This is a genomic window from Aeromicrobium panaciterrae (assembly GCF_031457275.1).
Classification (GTDB): Bacteria; Actinomycetota; Actinomycetes; order Propionibacteriales; family Nocardioidaceae; genus Aeromicrobium; species Aeromicrobium panaciterrae_A.
This window is the reverse complement of sequence record NZ_JAVDWH010000001.1, coordinates 555364-569465: the sequence shown is the minus strand read 5'-3', so window position 1 is coordinate 569465 and position 14102 is coordinate 555364. Positions and strand designations below refer to the sequence as shown.

Annotated in this window: 14 protein-coding genes; 3 read left to right on the top strand and 11 right to left on the bottom strand. The window is 64.3% G+C overall.

Annotation, left to right across the window (positions count from 1 at the left end; translation table 11 throughout):
• Positions 1-123: 123 nt before the first annotated feature.
• The 3 genes from J2X11_RS02855 to aepX are packed head-to-tail and all read right to left on the bottom strand — an operon-like array spanning position 124 to position 3700.
• A complete protein-coding gene (locus tag J2X11_RS02855) occupies positions 124-1257 on the bottom strand; it encodes a phosphonoacetaldehyde reductase (RefSeq protein WP_309966571.1) in 1134 nt (377 codons plus the stop codon).
• Positions 1254-2393 carry a phosphonopyruvate decarboxylase gene (gene aepY / locus J2X11_RS02850; protein WP_309966569.1) on the bottom strand — a complete coding sequence of 380 codons (1140 nt, stop codon included), beginning with the start codon at positions 2391-2393 and terminating at the stop codon, positions 1254-1256. Before aepY ends, J2X11_RS02855 begins: the two co-directional genes overlap by 4 nt.
• Entirely contained in the window at positions 2390-3700 is a 1311-nt protein-coding gene (aepX, locus tag J2X11_RS02845) for a phosphoenolpyruvate mutase (protein ID WP_309966567.1), read from the bottom strand. Before aepX ends, aepY begins: the two co-directional genes overlap by 4 nt.
• Positions 3701-3838: 138 nt before the next feature.
• Between aepX and J2X11_RS02840 the strand changes: the two genes are divergently transcribed.
• Positions 3839-5212 carry an O-antigen ligase family protein gene (locus tag J2X11_RS02840; RefSeq protein ID WP_309966565.1) on the top strand — a complete coding sequence of 458 codons (1374 nt, stop codon included), beginning with the start codon at positions 3839-3841 and terminating at the stop codon, positions 5210-5212.
• Here the strand turns inward: J2X11_RS02840 and J2X11_RS02835 are convergent.
• The gene (locus tag J2X11_RS02835; protein ID WP_309966563.1) at positions 5209-6090 is read right to left on the bottom strand and encodes a LicD family protein; all 882 of its coding nucleotides are present in this window, start codon (positions 6088-6090) and stop codon (positions 5209-5211) included. The genes J2X11_RS02840 and J2X11_RS02835 overlap by 4 nt on opposite strands.
• Positions 6091-6198: 108 nt before the next feature.
• Here J2X11_RS02835 and J2X11_RS02830 point away from each other — a divergent pair, with 108 nt between their 5' ends.
• Both J2X11_RS02830 and J2X11_RS02825 read left to right on the top strand, forming a co-directional pair.
• Positions 6199-6972: a TylF/MycF/NovP-related O-methyltransferase gene (locus tag J2X11_RS02830; protein ID WP_309966560.1), complete on the top strand. Its 774-nt coding sequence runs from the start codon at positions 6199-6201 to the stop codon at positions 6970-6972.
• Complete coding sequence (locus J2X11_RS02825; protein WP_309966558.1) at positions 6969-7691, top strand: class I SAM-dependent methyltransferase; 723 nt, start codon at positions 6969-6971, stop codon at positions 7689-7691. Before J2X11_RS02830 ends, J2X11_RS02825 begins: the two co-directional genes overlap by 4 nt.
• Here J2X11_RS02825 and J2X11_RS02820 read toward each other — a convergent pair.
• The 7 genes from J2X11_RS02820 to J2X11_RS02790 are packed head-to-tail and all read right to left on the bottom strand — an operon-like array spanning position 7665 to position 14102.
• Complete coding sequence (locus tag J2X11_RS02820; protein WP_309966556.1) at positions 7665-8933, bottom strand: MATE family efflux transporter; 1269 nt, start codon at positions 8931-8933, stop codon at positions 7665-7667. The genes J2X11_RS02825 and J2X11_RS02820 overlap by 27 nt on opposite strands.
• Complete coding sequence (locus J2X11_RS02815; protein WP_309966554.1) at positions 8930-10108, bottom strand: glycosyltransferase family 4 protein; 1179 nt, start codon at positions 10106-10108, stop codon at positions 8930-8932. The genes J2X11_RS02820 and J2X11_RS02815 overlap by 4 nt, the downstream gene beginning before the upstream one ends.
• Positions 10072-10875: an SGNH/GDSL hydrolase family protein gene (locus J2X11_RS02810; protein ID WP_309966552.1), complete on the bottom strand. Its 804-nt coding sequence runs from the start codon at positions 10873-10875 to the stop codon at positions 10072-10074. Before J2X11_RS02810 ends, J2X11_RS02815 begins: the two co-directional genes overlap by 37 nt.
• Positions 10875-11618 carry an SDR family NAD(P)-dependent oxidoreductase gene (locus J2X11_RS02805; protein WP_309966550.1) on the bottom strand — a complete coding sequence of 248 codons (744 nt, stop codon included), beginning with the start codon at positions 11616-11618 and terminating at the stop codon, positions 10875-10877. The genes J2X11_RS02810 and J2X11_RS02805 overlap by 1 nt, the downstream gene beginning before the upstream one ends.
• Positions 11615-12973: a class I adenylate-forming enzyme family protein gene (locus J2X11_RS02800; RefSeq protein WP_309966548.1), complete on the bottom strand. Its 1359-nt coding sequence runs from the start codon at positions 12971-12973 to the stop codon at positions 11615-11617. The genes J2X11_RS02805 and J2X11_RS02800 overlap by 4 nt, the downstream gene beginning before the upstream one ends.
• Positions 12970-13203, bottom strand: a complete 234-nt coding sequence (locus J2X11_RS02795; RefSeq protein WP_309966546.1) for a phosphopantetheine-binding protein — start codon at positions 13201-13203, stop codon at positions 12970-12972. Before J2X11_RS02795 ends, J2X11_RS02800 begins: the two co-directional genes overlap by 4 nt.
• 53 nt (positions 13204-13256) lie before the next feature.
• A complete protein-coding gene (locus tag J2X11_RS02790) occupies positions 13257-14102 on the bottom strand; it encodes an SAM-dependent methyltransferase (protein ID WP_309966545.1) in 846 nt (281 codons plus the stop codon).

Genomic DNA, 14102 nt, shown 5'->3' with positions numbered 1-14102 from the left:
CCGCCCGAGTGTATGAGGTGACTCCCACCAACTCAGCGCGACGCCGAGCATACCCGTGAAATTCTAGCGTTACTGTCATGTCCGCGCTTGGCGTGGGCTCTCAGATCACGACTCGTCTGAAGATCACCAGCAGGTGTCGAGCAGCTCCATCAGTTCCGCTTCGCTCAGCGCCACTGGGTTGTTGGCGAGGCGTTCGCGATTTACTTCGCCCGCCATCACGGCAAGGTCTGACCGTGGCACGCCGAGCGCTTCCAGCCTGAGCTCGAGACCGAGCTGCCTGGCGACCTCGTCGATCCGGTCACCGACCTGATGCGCTCCATCGGCGCCGATCAGGCCTGCGATGCCGTCGAGATTGCGCTCAAGGTCGCCGCCTTCGCGGGCGGCCGCGGCTGCGTGGACGCGCGCGAAAGCGCCGAGGGTCGTGGCGACGGCGTGGCCGTGGCTCACCCCGTGGCGGCTCGTCAGCCCGTACGCCATCGCGTGCGCTCCGGTGGTCTTGGAGACGTCAATCGCCCGTCCCGCCAGGTAGCTGCCGCGGGCGGCCAGCACGGACGCCGGGCTGTCGCCCTCGACAAATGGCGCCGCGGAGGACGTCAGGTCAACCAGCGCCGCATCCGCGAACGACTGACTCGCAAGGGTGGCTCCACGAGCCCATCTGCTCTCGACAGCCTGCGCGAACGCGTCGATGACTGACGTTGCCTTTTGATAGGCGCTCGCGGACTCGGTGAGACTCGGATCGAGGATGACGAAGTCCGGAAGCAGCGACTGATGCGCGACCGAGTACTTCTCCTTGTCGATGTAGACGACCGCGAAGTGGGTTGCCTCGCTGCCAGATCCCGACGTGGTCGGTACGAGGATCAGCGCTGGAGTGCGGCCGGTGACGGTGTTCGTTCGGATGGCCTCGCGGATCTCGTCTGGATCCTTGTCGACGAACACCGAGAGCAGCTTGGCCATGTCGAGGGCACTGCCGCCGCCGATGGCAATGATCCCGTCGGGCTTGAACGACTGCGCCTGCGCAACACCACTGATGACGTCCTCGACGCTGGGATTGGGCGAAAAGTCCGACCATTGATGGATCGTCGCAACCTCACCAAGTGCCGGGAGAACATCCGCGGCACCCGAGGCCGTGAAGCTGCTCTTGCCGGTGACCAGGAGAAGACGGCTCAGACCAAGCTCGCGAACCACCCGAGGAATCTCAGCGAGGGACTTCGGCCCGAAGAGTCCAGGCCGTCCATCGTCCGCAGGCAGCGCGGTCATGACGTGCCAGACCTCAGGGCCGCGCTGAAGGCTTCCTTGCTCTGCTTCGGCGTACGCGTGGGTCGGCCAATGTCCTTGCGGTTGCCGGGACGCACCTGGATCTCGATCAGGTAGGGGCCGCCGGTCGTACGCGCGTCGGCGACGGCCATGGCAACGTCGTCGCAGCTGAGGATGCGAGCGCTGCCGCGGTAGCCGGATGCCTTGGCGAGCTCAGGCACGTCGACGTTGGCGATGGCCGTGGGCTGGCCGCCGACACTGTCGTGCACGCCGTTGTTGAACACGACATGGAAGAAGTTGGGGCTCGCTGCCTTGGCGTTGACCGCCAGGCTGCCCTGGTGCATCAGGAGGGCACCGTCACCGTCGAATGCCCATACGTCGGCCGCTGGATCTGCGAGCGCAATGCCTTGAGCGATCGACGATGCGTGACCCATTCCGCCGACGCAGAGGAACTCGCGAAGAGCTGGACGCGGATTGGCCTCGCGGTACTCAAACATCTCGCGGCCGAGCATTCCGGTCGTGCAGACGATTGCGGCTTCGTCGCCCACGGCCTCGGCGAACGCGACCAACGCCTCCTCGCGTGACGGCAGGTTGGGAGCGAGCTGCACGGCGGTGACCGTCGCCTCGGACGCCGCGAAGGTGTCGGCCTCGACCAGGATCGCGACTGGGCCGGATGCCGACACTGCGGTAGCGCGCGCCTCGGCCGCAACCGCGAGCGCTGCCTCCTCTTCATGCGGGAGCACGAAGTACGGGATCTCCATCGCGTCGAGCAGCTGCGTCATGACACGTCCCTGCTTGACGTGCTGCGGCTCGTCCTTGACGCCGGGCTGGCCCCGCCAGCCGATCAGGAGCACCATCGGCACCCCATAGACCTCGACATCAGCGAGCGACAGCAGCGGGTTGACGGTGTTGCCGACGCCGGAGTTCTGCAAGTAGACGACCGGGACGCTGCCCGTACGCAGGTGGTGGCCGATCGCGAGACCGACGGCTGCACCCTCGTTGGCAGCGATGACATGCTGCGACGCGGGCAGGGTCGCCTCGATGTGCGTGCCGAGCTGCTTGAGCAGGCTGTCAGGGACGCCCGTGAAGAACGGAGTGTCTCCGCCGATCGCGTCGACGAAGGTGCCCGGGTTGATCACGCGCGGTTTTCCGGAATGATCGCCAGAGCCTCGCTGATCGAAGCAAGGAACGGCTCGGCCTCGGTCGTACGACCGTGTTCGAGGATCGTCTTCGCCGTGAGCGCCATCTGGGGGTAGGCCGCCCGCAGCATGTGGTTGGCGTAGATGACGATGTTGAAGCCACGCTCGGCGAGCTCCGCCTCGGTGACGGTGTGATAGCTCGACGGCACGGCGACCAACGGGGCAGTGGTGTTGAACTTGGCGTATCCCGCCGCGAACTCGAACACCTCGTCCGGGGTCTTCTCGCGTGAATGGATCATGATGCCGTCGGCGCCGGCCGCGAGATAAGCCTCGGCGCGCGCGAGCGCGTCCTCGACACCCTTGCCGAGAATCAGGCTCTCGATGCGGGCGATGACCATGAAGTCATCGGTGATCTGCGCTGCCTTGCCCGCCTTGAGTCGCAGGGAGAAGTCCTCGATCGACGACTGGGTCTGCTCGACCTCGGTGCCGAACAGCGAGTTGCGCTTGAGGCCTTCCTTGTCCTCGATGATCACGGCAGAGACACCCGTGCGCTCAAGAGAGCGGACTGTGAACGCGAAGTGTTCGGGCTTTCCGCCGGTGTCGGCGTCGTAGATCATTGGCTTGGTCGTGACCTCGAAGATTTCGTTGACCGTCTGCAGACGGGTCGAGAGGTCAACGGCCTCAATGTCGGGCTTGCCGCGCGCAGTCGAGTCAGTCAGCGACGACGACCACATACCGTCGAACTCGACGTTGACGCCATCGCGAGCTGCCGTCGAGCTCTCCACGAGCAGTCCGGTCAGACCATCGTGCGCCTGCATGATGCGAACGATGTCCTTGCTGTCGAGCAGCCGGCGAAGTCTCGAGAGACGGACGTTCGGCGTGGTGCCGATCTGCTTGAGCGCCTCGTGCAGCTGCGTCGAGGAGATGCCCTCGGTGTAGGCGGGCTCGACGAGCTCTCCGCCCCACTCGGCCAGTGCGTCGATGACTCGCTGACGAGTCTTGCGCTGCACGCCGCTCTTCCAGTCGTCACCATGGACGACGAAGTCGGGCTTGTACTTGCGCAAGTTCTCGACGTAGTCCAACGTCTCCTGAGGTACGACGTCGTGCACCGTCTTGAGGCTGGCAACGACTGCCCGGCGCTGATCGAAGGTCAGGTGTGGGAGTCGCTTGTAGCTGGCAATGGCCGCGTCGGTGAGCAACCCGACCGTGACATTACCCAAGGTGGCCGCGTGTTCAAGGATGTTGAGGTGACCCGGGTGGATCAGGTCTGCACTCATACCTACGTAGACCGTCTTCTGTGCCGACATCCCGCTCCTTAGAAAAGATCCACTCGGAGACGCCAGTCTACGCATCCGACCGAGGGTCCCGAACGGGCCCGCAGCCCCTGAACCGCAGCGCGGACTCACCCCGACCAGCAGCCGCACAGCCGGTAAGGTGGCTGCGACATGAGCAGCAGAACACCTACGCGATCAGGCGGGTCGACCAGGCGCAGCAAACGGCCGCGCTCGCGTGCGCCGCTCGCTCCTGTGCTCGTCCCCATCTTGGTGGTTGCGTTCACGTGTTTGTTCCTGTTGCCGGCCGCCATCAGCTCGCCGTTGATCGCGGTCGCGGTGATCGCGATGCTGACCCTGCTCGGCTATGTCGCCGCAGTCGGGTTCGACAAGGCCAGCACCACGATGCTGATCATGGCTTTCGGGTTCGCCCCCCTGACCCTGTTCGAGATTGGCCCACGGCCGTTCGTGCTGGCGAGCTTCTTGTTCGCCATCGCGTTCTTCCTGGCCCTTCCACGACTGCTCCACGAACCTCTCCGTCTACCCGGCATGTTCATGCTGGGCGCGGTGCTCTTCACCGTCATGGGGCTGATCTCCGCCCCATTGGCCATCGACAGCGCGGTCAGCCTGGCCTACGTCTTCGTGGCTGTTACAGGCCTGGTCGTCATACCCGCGGCAGTGGCATGGATGGCACCGACCAACCGGCAGATGTGGGCGATGATGTTCGCGTTCTGCATCGGCACTGCGATCAGCACGATCTACGGACTTCCGCGCAACATCTACCGCAATGCCGGCTTCACCTATCACCCAGTCGCGCTCGCCTACACCGCGATGCTGGCGCTCAGCTTCGTCCCCTACCTTCTGACGCTGAAGGTACGAGGTCGATGGCTCTTCGTTCCGCCCCTCGCGGCCATCGCGGTCGTGGGCGTCTGGACCAGCGGCAGCCGCACGGGACTGGTGGTGCTCGCCGCACTGGTGGTGTTGATTCCGCTGCTCGAGCGATCGCTCAAGCTCGGCATCGCTGTGATCGCTGGAATCCTGCTCATCATGCCGACGATCCTCAAGGCGACCGGCGACAAGTCGAACACTTCGGCACTATCGCGACTTTTCGGCGGTGGCGGTGCGCAAGACTCCGACACAACGCGCCTGAGCACCCTTCGTGACGCGCTGGACCAAGTTCAACAGAACCCGCTCTTCGGCAACGGCTACAGCACCGAGCACACCTACGTGATCCACAACATCTACCTGCAGGTCTTGGCGGCCGAAGGTCTGATCGGCCTCATCGGTCTGATCCTGATCTTCAGTGCCATGGTCGCCCCCCTCCGCAAGGTGACGGCCCCACGCCGGGCGCTGGCCTACCCGGCACTCGCCGCGATCCTTGCCGGACCGTTCCAGCCCAACATGGGCGACCACTACCTCGGGTTGTCACTCGGCCTGTCGATGGTCGTGGCGGTGGGCCTACTCAAACAGCCACCGGACGACGGTTTCCCGAAGCCCGAGGCACCCAGGCCAAAGTTGTACATACGGCCTGGTCGACCAACCGGCTAGTTCTTCCCGCCAAAATCGAGCTCGACGATCTCGTGATGGCCGGTCTGCTGCTCGATGGGCGGCGGCTGCATGTAGTCGCCGTAGATCTGCGTCAGGTAAGCGTCGATATTGCCGAAAACCGGGATGGTGACGTCCTCAAACGGCACGGTCTTGAGCGGGTGGATCCACGCCGCATCGACGGTGTCGCGGTCATAGAAGTACGCGCCGAACAGGCTGACGTACTGGCCAGGCGAGTCGGTACGACCCAGGCGCGCGTGCCGCATCGTCAGAGCGATGAGGGCTCGACGCGGCAGGACCCGGACCAGGCCGCGGGTGACGATCTGGGCAATGCGAGCCACAACGGACTCGTTGCGCATCGGCAGGCGATAGCCGGCCTTGAGATACAGCAGACGGAACCCGACGTACCGCATGAAGCGCTGCTCGCGACTCGTCCACCGACCTGTCGCCCGAGCATCGAGGGGAAAGACGTCGATGAAGATGCCGCCATGCTGCTGCGAGCCAAAACTGATCTTGTCGACACAGCGGGTGCCGTCCTTGCGCAGCTTGCCGAACAGGCAGCCGTAGAACGGGTCCGAGTCGACGGTCTGGAAGAAGAAGTCTTCACCGAGATCGGCGTCGATGATCGTGGTCAGGCGGTCGTAGTCGGCCCGAATCATGCCTACGTCGAGGTCATCGTCCCAAGGTATGAAGCCACCGTGACGGATCGCGCCGAGCGCCGTGCCGTACAACGCAAAGAACTCGAGGTCGTGCGATGTGCAGACGCGTCCAAATTCGGCCAGCAGTTCGAGCTGAGCTTGGCGCAGCGACTCCTCGTCAGCGGCCGACAGCGCAACAGGTTCGGGCACATCGTCGCGGCGCTGCTGGATTTCCGAGGACACTGCGCGATCATAGACACTCAGGCCCGCGTTTCATACGTGGGCACTTCCGTGACACCCGCTCGGGTTGTGTACCGTGACGCCCGAGCATCGTAAGGAGATCTGTCGACTATGGGTATCAAGGCACGAGCAGCCAAGCGGGCGTCCACGACGTTGCGCAACCGCGGCTTGGTGGTGTCACGCGAGTTCGGCTCCGATCTGACTCCTGAGACCGTGGAGACGATCAAGTTCGTCCAGCCGTACACGATGACGACGGTGCAGCGCATCGAAGCTGTCATCTCGGCGACCCACCATGTCGTCGCCAACAACATCCCGGGTGCGTTCGTCGAATCGGGCGTATGGATGGGCGGAAGCATCATGGCGGCCGCGCACACCCTCGTAAAGCTCGGAGTCACCGATCGTGACCTCTACCTCTACGACACGTTCGAGGGCCTGCCCGAACCTGGCGAGCACGACGGAATCGCCGGTGCCGATCAGTCCATCGAAGAGATCTACGCGACCCTTCAGGCCGGCACAGGTGACAAGCCCTATTTGGAAGCGCCGACCGACACGGTCCGTGCGAACGTCGCTCTGACGGGTTACCCGCTCGAGCGCGTCCACACGATTCAGGGCATGGTCGAAGACACCATCCCCTCAACGGCTCCGGAGCAGGTCGCCTTCCTGCGGCTCGACACCGACTTCTACAGCTCGACGAAGGTCGAGATGGAGACCCTCTTCCCGCGGCTGTCTCCCGGCGGCATTCTCATCGTCGACGACTACGGCTACCTCGAGGGCTCGCGCAAGGCGGTCGATGACTACCTGGCGACCTATCCCTACCCCGTATTTCTCCACCGCATCGACGCGTCCGGGCGACTCGTCGTGAAGCCAAATGAGGGCACGTTGTGACAGTACTCAACCTTGGGTGTGGCTATCAGACGAGCGATCGCTGCACCAACATCGACTGGTCGCTTCCCGTTCGGATGAAGGGCTCAAGAGTCGGCCGCATGGTCGCCCCCATGATCCTGACCGGCGATCGCAGGACCGCGTACGACGCCATGGACGGCGACGTCATGCGCCACAACCTGAAGAAGGGAATCCCCTTCGCGGACCAGTCGGTCGATGGGGTCTACCACTCGCACCTGCTGGAGCACCTCGACTACGACGTCGTTCCGACCTTCCTCAAGGAGGTCAAGCGCGTGCTCAAGCCCGGTGGCGTCCACCGGATCGTCGTACCCGATCTGGAGTTCGAGGCGCGGCGCTACATCGAGAGCCTTGACGGCGCCCTTCGCGGCGACGTGACCAACGAGGACCACGAGTGGAACATCCTGCTCCTCATCCACCAGATGGTCCGCAAGGAATCCTGGGGAACATCGCAGCGCACAGGTCTCCGCCGGTGGACCGAGAACACCGTGCTCGGCGACGCCCGTAAGCGCGGCGAGACTCACCAGTGGATGTATGACCAGGTGAGTCTTCCGGCAGTGCTGAAGGAAGCTGGCTTTGTTGATCCCAAGGTGGTCTCGTTCAACACGAGCACGCTCGAGGACTGGCCCGAATATCTGCTGGATCAGGACGAGGCAGGGACCGAATACCGGCCCGGCTCACTCTACGTCGAGGCTCGCGCCTGACGCGATCTGCTCCTCGGTGGTCCGAGCGGCGTGATTGAGCAGTAGCCACCACACCAGGACCTGCACCGGGAAGAAGATGGCGAGGCCGAGGAAAAGGCCCCGCTCCTCACCCAGCGCGCCACCGATCGCCGCAGCGATCGAAGCGCCGATCGATACGGCCATCCGTCCAGCCAGGGTATGACGTCCAGCGCTCAGCGCTCGAAGACCTACGGACACTCCGGTGGCGAACAATCCGGACGCGCAGACGAAGCAGGCAAGGAACACCAGTGGCTCCGCTTCGAGCCATGACTCACCGAACAACGTCTTGCCGGCGGAGGTCGGGATGAGCAGAGAAAGCAAGCCCCAGATGAACGCCAACGGTGTCAGGACCGTCGAGATCAGCATTGCGCGCCGACGAACCTCGACGGGGTTGTCACGGATGCGAGCGAGCATCGAGACCGACACGGTGATCAAGCCGCGCGCGATCAGGGACAGCGGCGCGTACACCGTCATGGCCACCCGGAAGCCGGCCGTCGCCGCCAGACCGGCCGTGGCCGACACGAGGACGACGAGCAGCAGCGACGACACCTGGAACACCATGTTGTCGGCCAGGTAGTAGGGCCAGATGTCTCGCGTCTCCCGCAGCCACCCGCGTACGGCACGCGGCCGCGCGACGCCGCTCCGAAGCTGCACCAGTCCGATGAGCGCTGCAACGCATCCCGTTGAGGCCCACGCGGCGAAGATGGTCTGGGCGACGGGGTCGATCGCGATGGCGATGACCATGGCCAACACCTGGGTGACGGCCCAGAACGTGTCGTTGAGGAACGTCGATCGAACGCGGCCCTGAACGATCAACGCCGACCGTACGAAGTCCTGCAGTGTCAGCCCGGGCAGTGCCACGGCACCGATCAGGAGGATGTCGCGCAGAGGGTCGTCAGCGAACAATGACGCGATCGCGAGCAGCAGACCGAGACCGATTCCGATGACCAACGTTGTTGTCGTGGCGGCCCGTACTGCGCCCTTGAGTTTCGCCTCATCAGCACCTGAGAAGCGCGAGGTCAACGGATCGCCGGACACGCCGCGTGCCACAAAGACGCTGAGCAGATAGAGCTCGAAGACAAAGGCGACCGCGCCGAGCTCGAGAGCGCTGACGTTGGTGGCCACGATCACGATGAACAGGAACGTCGAACCACTGGCCACGATCTGGTCGAGGAGCCCCCAGCTCAGCGTGGTGCGGGCTCGCTCCGGACGAGTCGTACTCACCTGGACGTCACCACCGACCGGTAGACGTCAGTGATGGCCGAGACCCACGCCTGCTCGCTGTAGAGCCGGTCGTAGACCTCGCGGCAATGCTCACCGAGCGATGGGAACTCACGATCAGCCCGCTCGAGCTCGGCAGGAAGGTCCCCAGCCGTGACGATGCCAGTACGGTCGCGGGCCACCAACGTTCCGACGATCGACTGTGGCCAGGCAATCACCGGCAATCCGGCCGCAAGCGCCTCGAGGTAGACCGTGGGCAGTCCTTCGGGCCACAGACTGGGAAAGGCGAGTCCCCGTACCGATGCCATCAGGTGGCTCACCTCAGTGCCGGGCAGTTGGCCCAGGAACGTGACGTTGTCACCGGCGAGCGCCCTTGCCTCATCCTCCTGAGGGCCGGCACCGACGACCACCAGTTCGCGGTCTGCGGGCCAGTGAGTCAGCAGCTCGATGATGCCCTTGTCGTACGTGAGGCGGCCAACAAACAGCCACGTGTCCGTACGGTCTCCCGCACGCTCAGACCTGGGCGGCACGAAGTTCGGGACGGTGACAAGACGGTCCTCGGGGACTCCGTAGTGCGCATACGTGGCCAACATGTTGTCGTGCAGCGTGACGATTCGGTCAGCTCTACGAAGTAGCGGGTCCTCAGCGAACCGCGTACCTATCGCGACCGGCAGCGTCTGGGCACGGCTGCCCTTGAAGCAGGAGTGGGTGACGGCTGGCCGAGCACTCTTCGAGTCAGGGCAGAGCGTGCAGCTCGCGCCATCTCGGAACAACGTCCCTGCGGGACAGATCGGGCGATAGTTGTGCAGTGTCGTCACCAGCGGAGCCTTGAGCCGCTCCACCCACCGACGTCCCAGGTTGGGGAACAGATTGTGGATGTGAACGACGTCGGGACGATGGGCTTCGATCTCCGCAAGTGGTGAGTCGCCGCGGCCCGTGGCTGCCCGCAGCCCGGCCCTCAGCGGGTACGTCGCTGCCTGCTCGAGCTCATCCGTTGACCGGTCGACGAGAAGAACCTCGTGACCAGCTCGGCGGAGCGCCTCCACCTGAAGCTCCACAACGACGTTCTCACCGCTGGGCTGGCGGCTCGAGTAGAAGCTGTGGACCACCGCGATGCGCAAAGCACCGGTGGGCTCGTGGGTCACGGTGATGCCAAGTGCGGCTGGGTGCTCGCCCATTCGTCGGCGATGCTTGCAAACTTCTCACCAATCGCGGCGTGGAACGCCGGTGAGAAATGGATACCGTCAGCCCACTGCTGGGCGGGCTCGTCGCGATCGAACTGATCCATCAAGTCCGTGATCTCGACGAACCGAACGTCCGGTCGATCGACCTCTGCCACGAGAGCGCGGAGACCTTCGTTCAACGACGCAGTGCGTTCGATCCAACCGCCGTACCAGCTGTGCTTGCTGGCACTGGGTGGGTGGATCTCCATCAGCAGGATCACCGGACTGGCAACCTGCTGCGTCATCTTGATGTATGCCGCAGTGTCAGCGATGGCGCGACGCATACGACGCTTGTTGAGCTTGCGACCTGGCTTGTCGATTCGCTTCTGCAGCAGCAGCACACCACGGGCGAGGCCGCGGAGGAATCGGCGGTAGTAGAAGTGGCTGAATCGCCCCGGTCGGCGGTTGACCGTGTTGGCGCCACGCTCCAGCCAGCGCGGAAGGATCGTGTGCAGGATTTCGTAGTGGCCGACCGCAAGGATCACGATGTCCGGGGACCACGCGACGATGTCTTCGTCCCAGGTCTTGAACAGATCTTCGGTGGGCCACCCGAGAACTCCCGTGTTGCGAACCTCCGCAGGGCGTCCCTTGGCAAGCAGCTGCTTCTCGATCGCTCGCGGGAACGCAAGGTCCGTACGTGGACCGTTCATCCACGAGGTCCACAGGACGGTGCTGGGACCCTTCACGAGGATTCGGACGGGAAGTTGCAGCGGTGCTGACATCAGGCCGAGAGCCCGCCGTCAGCCACGATCACCTGTCCGGTGACGTAGCGGTTGTCCTCGCTCGTCAGGAACAGGACGATCCTGGCGACATCTTCCGGCTCGCCGAGTCGACCGGCCGGCGTACGACGAATGATCTGCTGCAACTGGTCCTCGTCGAGACCGTGGGACATCTCCGTGCGGAGGTAGCCCGGTGCAACCGAGTTGACCATGATGCCGCGCGATCCCAGCTCGCGAGCGAGGGCACGGGTCATACCGTCGAGAGCGGCCTTGGTTGCGCTGTAGACCGCAAGTCCGCGGTAGCCGTTGAGCCCGACAACAGACGAGATGTTGATGATGTAGCCGCTGCCCTGGGCAAGCATCCGACGGCTGACCAGTCGGGTGATCTCAAGGGTGCCCTTGAGGTTGAGGTCAATGACGATGTCGACGTCGTCGTCCTGAGCAGTCGCAAGGATGCTGTCGCGTGCCACACCAGCGTTGTTGACGAGGATGTCGATGCGTCCCCAACGATCGACGACAGCCTTGATGAATGCGCGATCAGCGATGCGGTCGCTGAGGTCGGTCTCCATGAAGAGGATGCGGTCGGCGGTGGCAGGGTCGTTGGCCCAGCGGTCGATCTCGTCGGTACGGGTGCGGGCACAGGTTGCGACCCGGTAGCCCTCATCGAGGTAGGCCTGGACGATGCCAGCACCCAGACCGCGGCTTCCGCCCGTGATGACGACAACGCGTCCTTCGGACTTGGTCATGATGCACCTCTCGCGATCTTGTTGCCGGTGATCCGGAGCTCGTCGACGACCTTGATGCTGCGCGGTCGTGCGGCCGGAGGTAGATCTTCGCAGGCGGTACGTATGGCGGCGACCACCGCATTGGGATCGAAGCCATCGGCGATGACGACTTCAGCGGCCACGATCGTGCCAACGACGGCATTGGCTCGGCCCTTGACCCGCGACACCACAACGCCGTCGACCGTTGAGATGCGCTCCTCGATCGGGATCGGGTGCACCTTCACGCCGCCGACGTTGATGACTTCTGACTTGCGTCCGCGGAACTGGACCCGGTCACCGACGATCTCCACGAGGTCGCCGGTCGGGCGCCACTCGGCGGTGTCGAGATCCTGCTCGGACTCACCTGACTCGGCGTCCCGATAGCCCAACATGGCCGTCGCTGCCTTGACCCACAGCTCACCGTCGCGCACCTCGAACTGAAGGCGATCGTGAGCCTTGAGGATCTCGAGCGGGAGGCCGGGGAGGCCGTCCTTGACGGTGATGTTGCTGCCGTACTCGGTCGCACCATAGATCTGCGAGATGTTGGCGTCCGGGAATCGGTCACGTAGACCCGCAAGGACCGGAGCCGGTACGGCTTCGCCACCGAGGGTGATCTGCGCCAATGGCGGCAGGTCGGACTTGCCGAGCTCAAGGAGAACGAAGCGCCAGAACGTGGGAGTGCCACTGGCGTGGGTGATCGACCACCGCGACAGCAGCTGAGCCGCATGTAGGGGCTGGAAGTTGTCCGGAACGTAGACCGTGGATCCGGAGGCGAACACGTGCAGGATGACCTGAAGACCGCCGAACTGGTTCAAGCCGTAGCAAAGCATCCAGCGCTGGTCGTTGGTCGGGCGCGCGCCTTGGATCGGCGCCGTCACGCGGCTCCACAGGTGGCGCGCGGCGCGCGAGTTGCCACTGCTGGTGCCCGTCGTCAGCACCAGGATCGTGCCGTCCTCGGCGGGCTCGCCGGCGGCGCTCGGGTCGATGTCGGCGAACATCTCGGACGTGGCAACCACGTTGGGCACGTCGAGCTCGCGGGACGTGACGATCGTGGATTCGCCGATTCGGTCCGCGAGCGAGAGCACCATTTCGTCGGTTGCCGCACGGGGCAGCACACACGCCTCGATGCCCGCGTAGGCACTGCCCACGAGCAGGAGGATGCAAGTGATCGGGTCATCCTCAGCGATGGCTACGCGTTCGACTCCGCGGGCGCGAAGGTGAGCCGCAACCGTCAGTGCGTCCGCGATCAGTTGCGCGTAGGTGACGGTGCGAAACTCACCGACGATCGCCGGTTGGTCAGGATGCCGCTCGACCGACCTCTGGACGAGACCGATCATGCAGAGGGTGCGTAGAAGTCCAGCACCTGGCCGACTGTCGTGACCTCCAGGCCGGCGCTGAACGGGTCGTTGCCGTAGGTGTCCTCAAGAAGGACGGACAGCTCGGCAACCTCGAGCGAGTCAAGACCGAGACCGTCTCCGTACAGCGATGTCGACGGTTCGAACTCCGCAGGCTTGCCAGTGCGTACGAGGAAGTCGCGAATCGTGTCTACGGCGGGGGAATCAGACATGGCGTCTCCAGTGACGTCGAGAGGGGAATGGGACTGACTATAGATCAAGCCTTTTATGCCGGAGCAGACGCTGAGAGCAATGCGTATCCGAGCGTGTTTTCACTCCACAGGCCCTCGAGAACGGCGAGGGACCGGTCGAACTCATCGACACCCTGCTCACCCAGAGCCGGGGTGACCGCTTCACGGTGCAGTTCGAGGTTTTCGCGCCAGCGCTGGAACGTCGGGTAGGTCGGCTCGGACAGGTCGATGACCTGGTCAACCACCAGCCCATTGGCACGCGCTTGATCGGCGTAGAACTCGATGGGTTCCATACGCGCAGAGCCATATGCCGCACGCAGGAGCGCGAACTCGTCGCGTCGTTCACGGAGCTCGGCGAAGGGGATGTCGCGCAGTCGTACGACGTCACACATGACGAACCGGCCACCCGGGCGGAGGACACGCGCCGCCTCGGCCACGAAGGCTTCCCGGTTGGGCATGAGGTGCGACGACTCGAGAGCCCATACGCGATCAAACGAGTTGTCCGGCAGTCCGTTGGCTGTGGCGTCGCGCAGCTCGAATGTCGCCCCGGTGATACCGCGGGACTTCGCCCGCGCGGTCGATTCGTCGATGCCGACCTGGCTCGTCGTGATGCCGAGCACTTCGATGTCGAAATCCTCGACAAGCTGGCAGGCCTGCGCACCCGATCCGCAGCCGACATCAAGCAGACGCAGCCCAGCCTCGAGCTGGGCCCCTTCAATCATCAGGTTGGTCAGCTGAGCCGTGGCGGGTACGAGCGGCTGATCCGGCGAGTCGAACACGCCGTAGTGCAGCTCGGCACCAAGCAACAGCGCCCACGCCTCCATGACGCGGTCGTAGTGGTCCGCAGGGTCGTAGCTGATGTCTGTGTTGTCAGAGGACAC

Coding starts and splice junctions, on each gene's coding strand:
- J2X11_RS02815 (WP_309966554.1), bottom strand. CDS start 10,108: ATGGGCGAGCACCCAGCCGCACTTGGCATCACCGTGACCCACGAGCCC.
- J2X11_RS02810 (WP_309966552.1), bottom strand. CDS start 10,875: ATGTCAGCACCGCTGCAACTTCCCGTCCGAATCCTCGTGAAGGGTCCC.
- J2X11_RS02805 (WP_309966550.1), bottom strand. CDS start 11,618: ATGACCAAGTCCGAAGGACGCGTTGTCGTCATCACGGGCGGAAGCCGC.
- J2X11_RS02795 (WP_309966546.1), bottom strand. CDS start 13,203: ATGTCTGATTCCCCCGCCGTAGACACGATTCGCGACTTCCTCGTACGC.
- J2X11_RS02855 (WP_309966571.1), bottom strand. CDS start 1,257: ATGACCGCGCTGCCTGCGGACGATGGACGGCCTGGACTCTTCGGGCCG.
- J2X11_RS02800 (WP_309966548.1), bottom strand. CDS start 12,973: ATGATCGGTCTCGTCCAGAGGTCGGTCGAGCGGCATCCTGACCAACCG.
- J2X11_RS02830 (WP_309966560.1), top strand. CDS start 6,199: ATGGGTATCAAGGCACGAGCAGCCAAGCGGGCGTCCACGACGTTGCGC.
- J2X11_RS02840 (WP_309966565.1), top strand. CDS start 3,839: ATGAGCAGCAGAACACCTACGCGATCAGGCGGGTCGACCAGGCGCAGC.
- aepX (WP_309966567.1), bottom strand. CDS start 3,700: ATGTCGGCACAGAAGACGGTCTACGTAGGTATGAGTGCAGACCTGATC.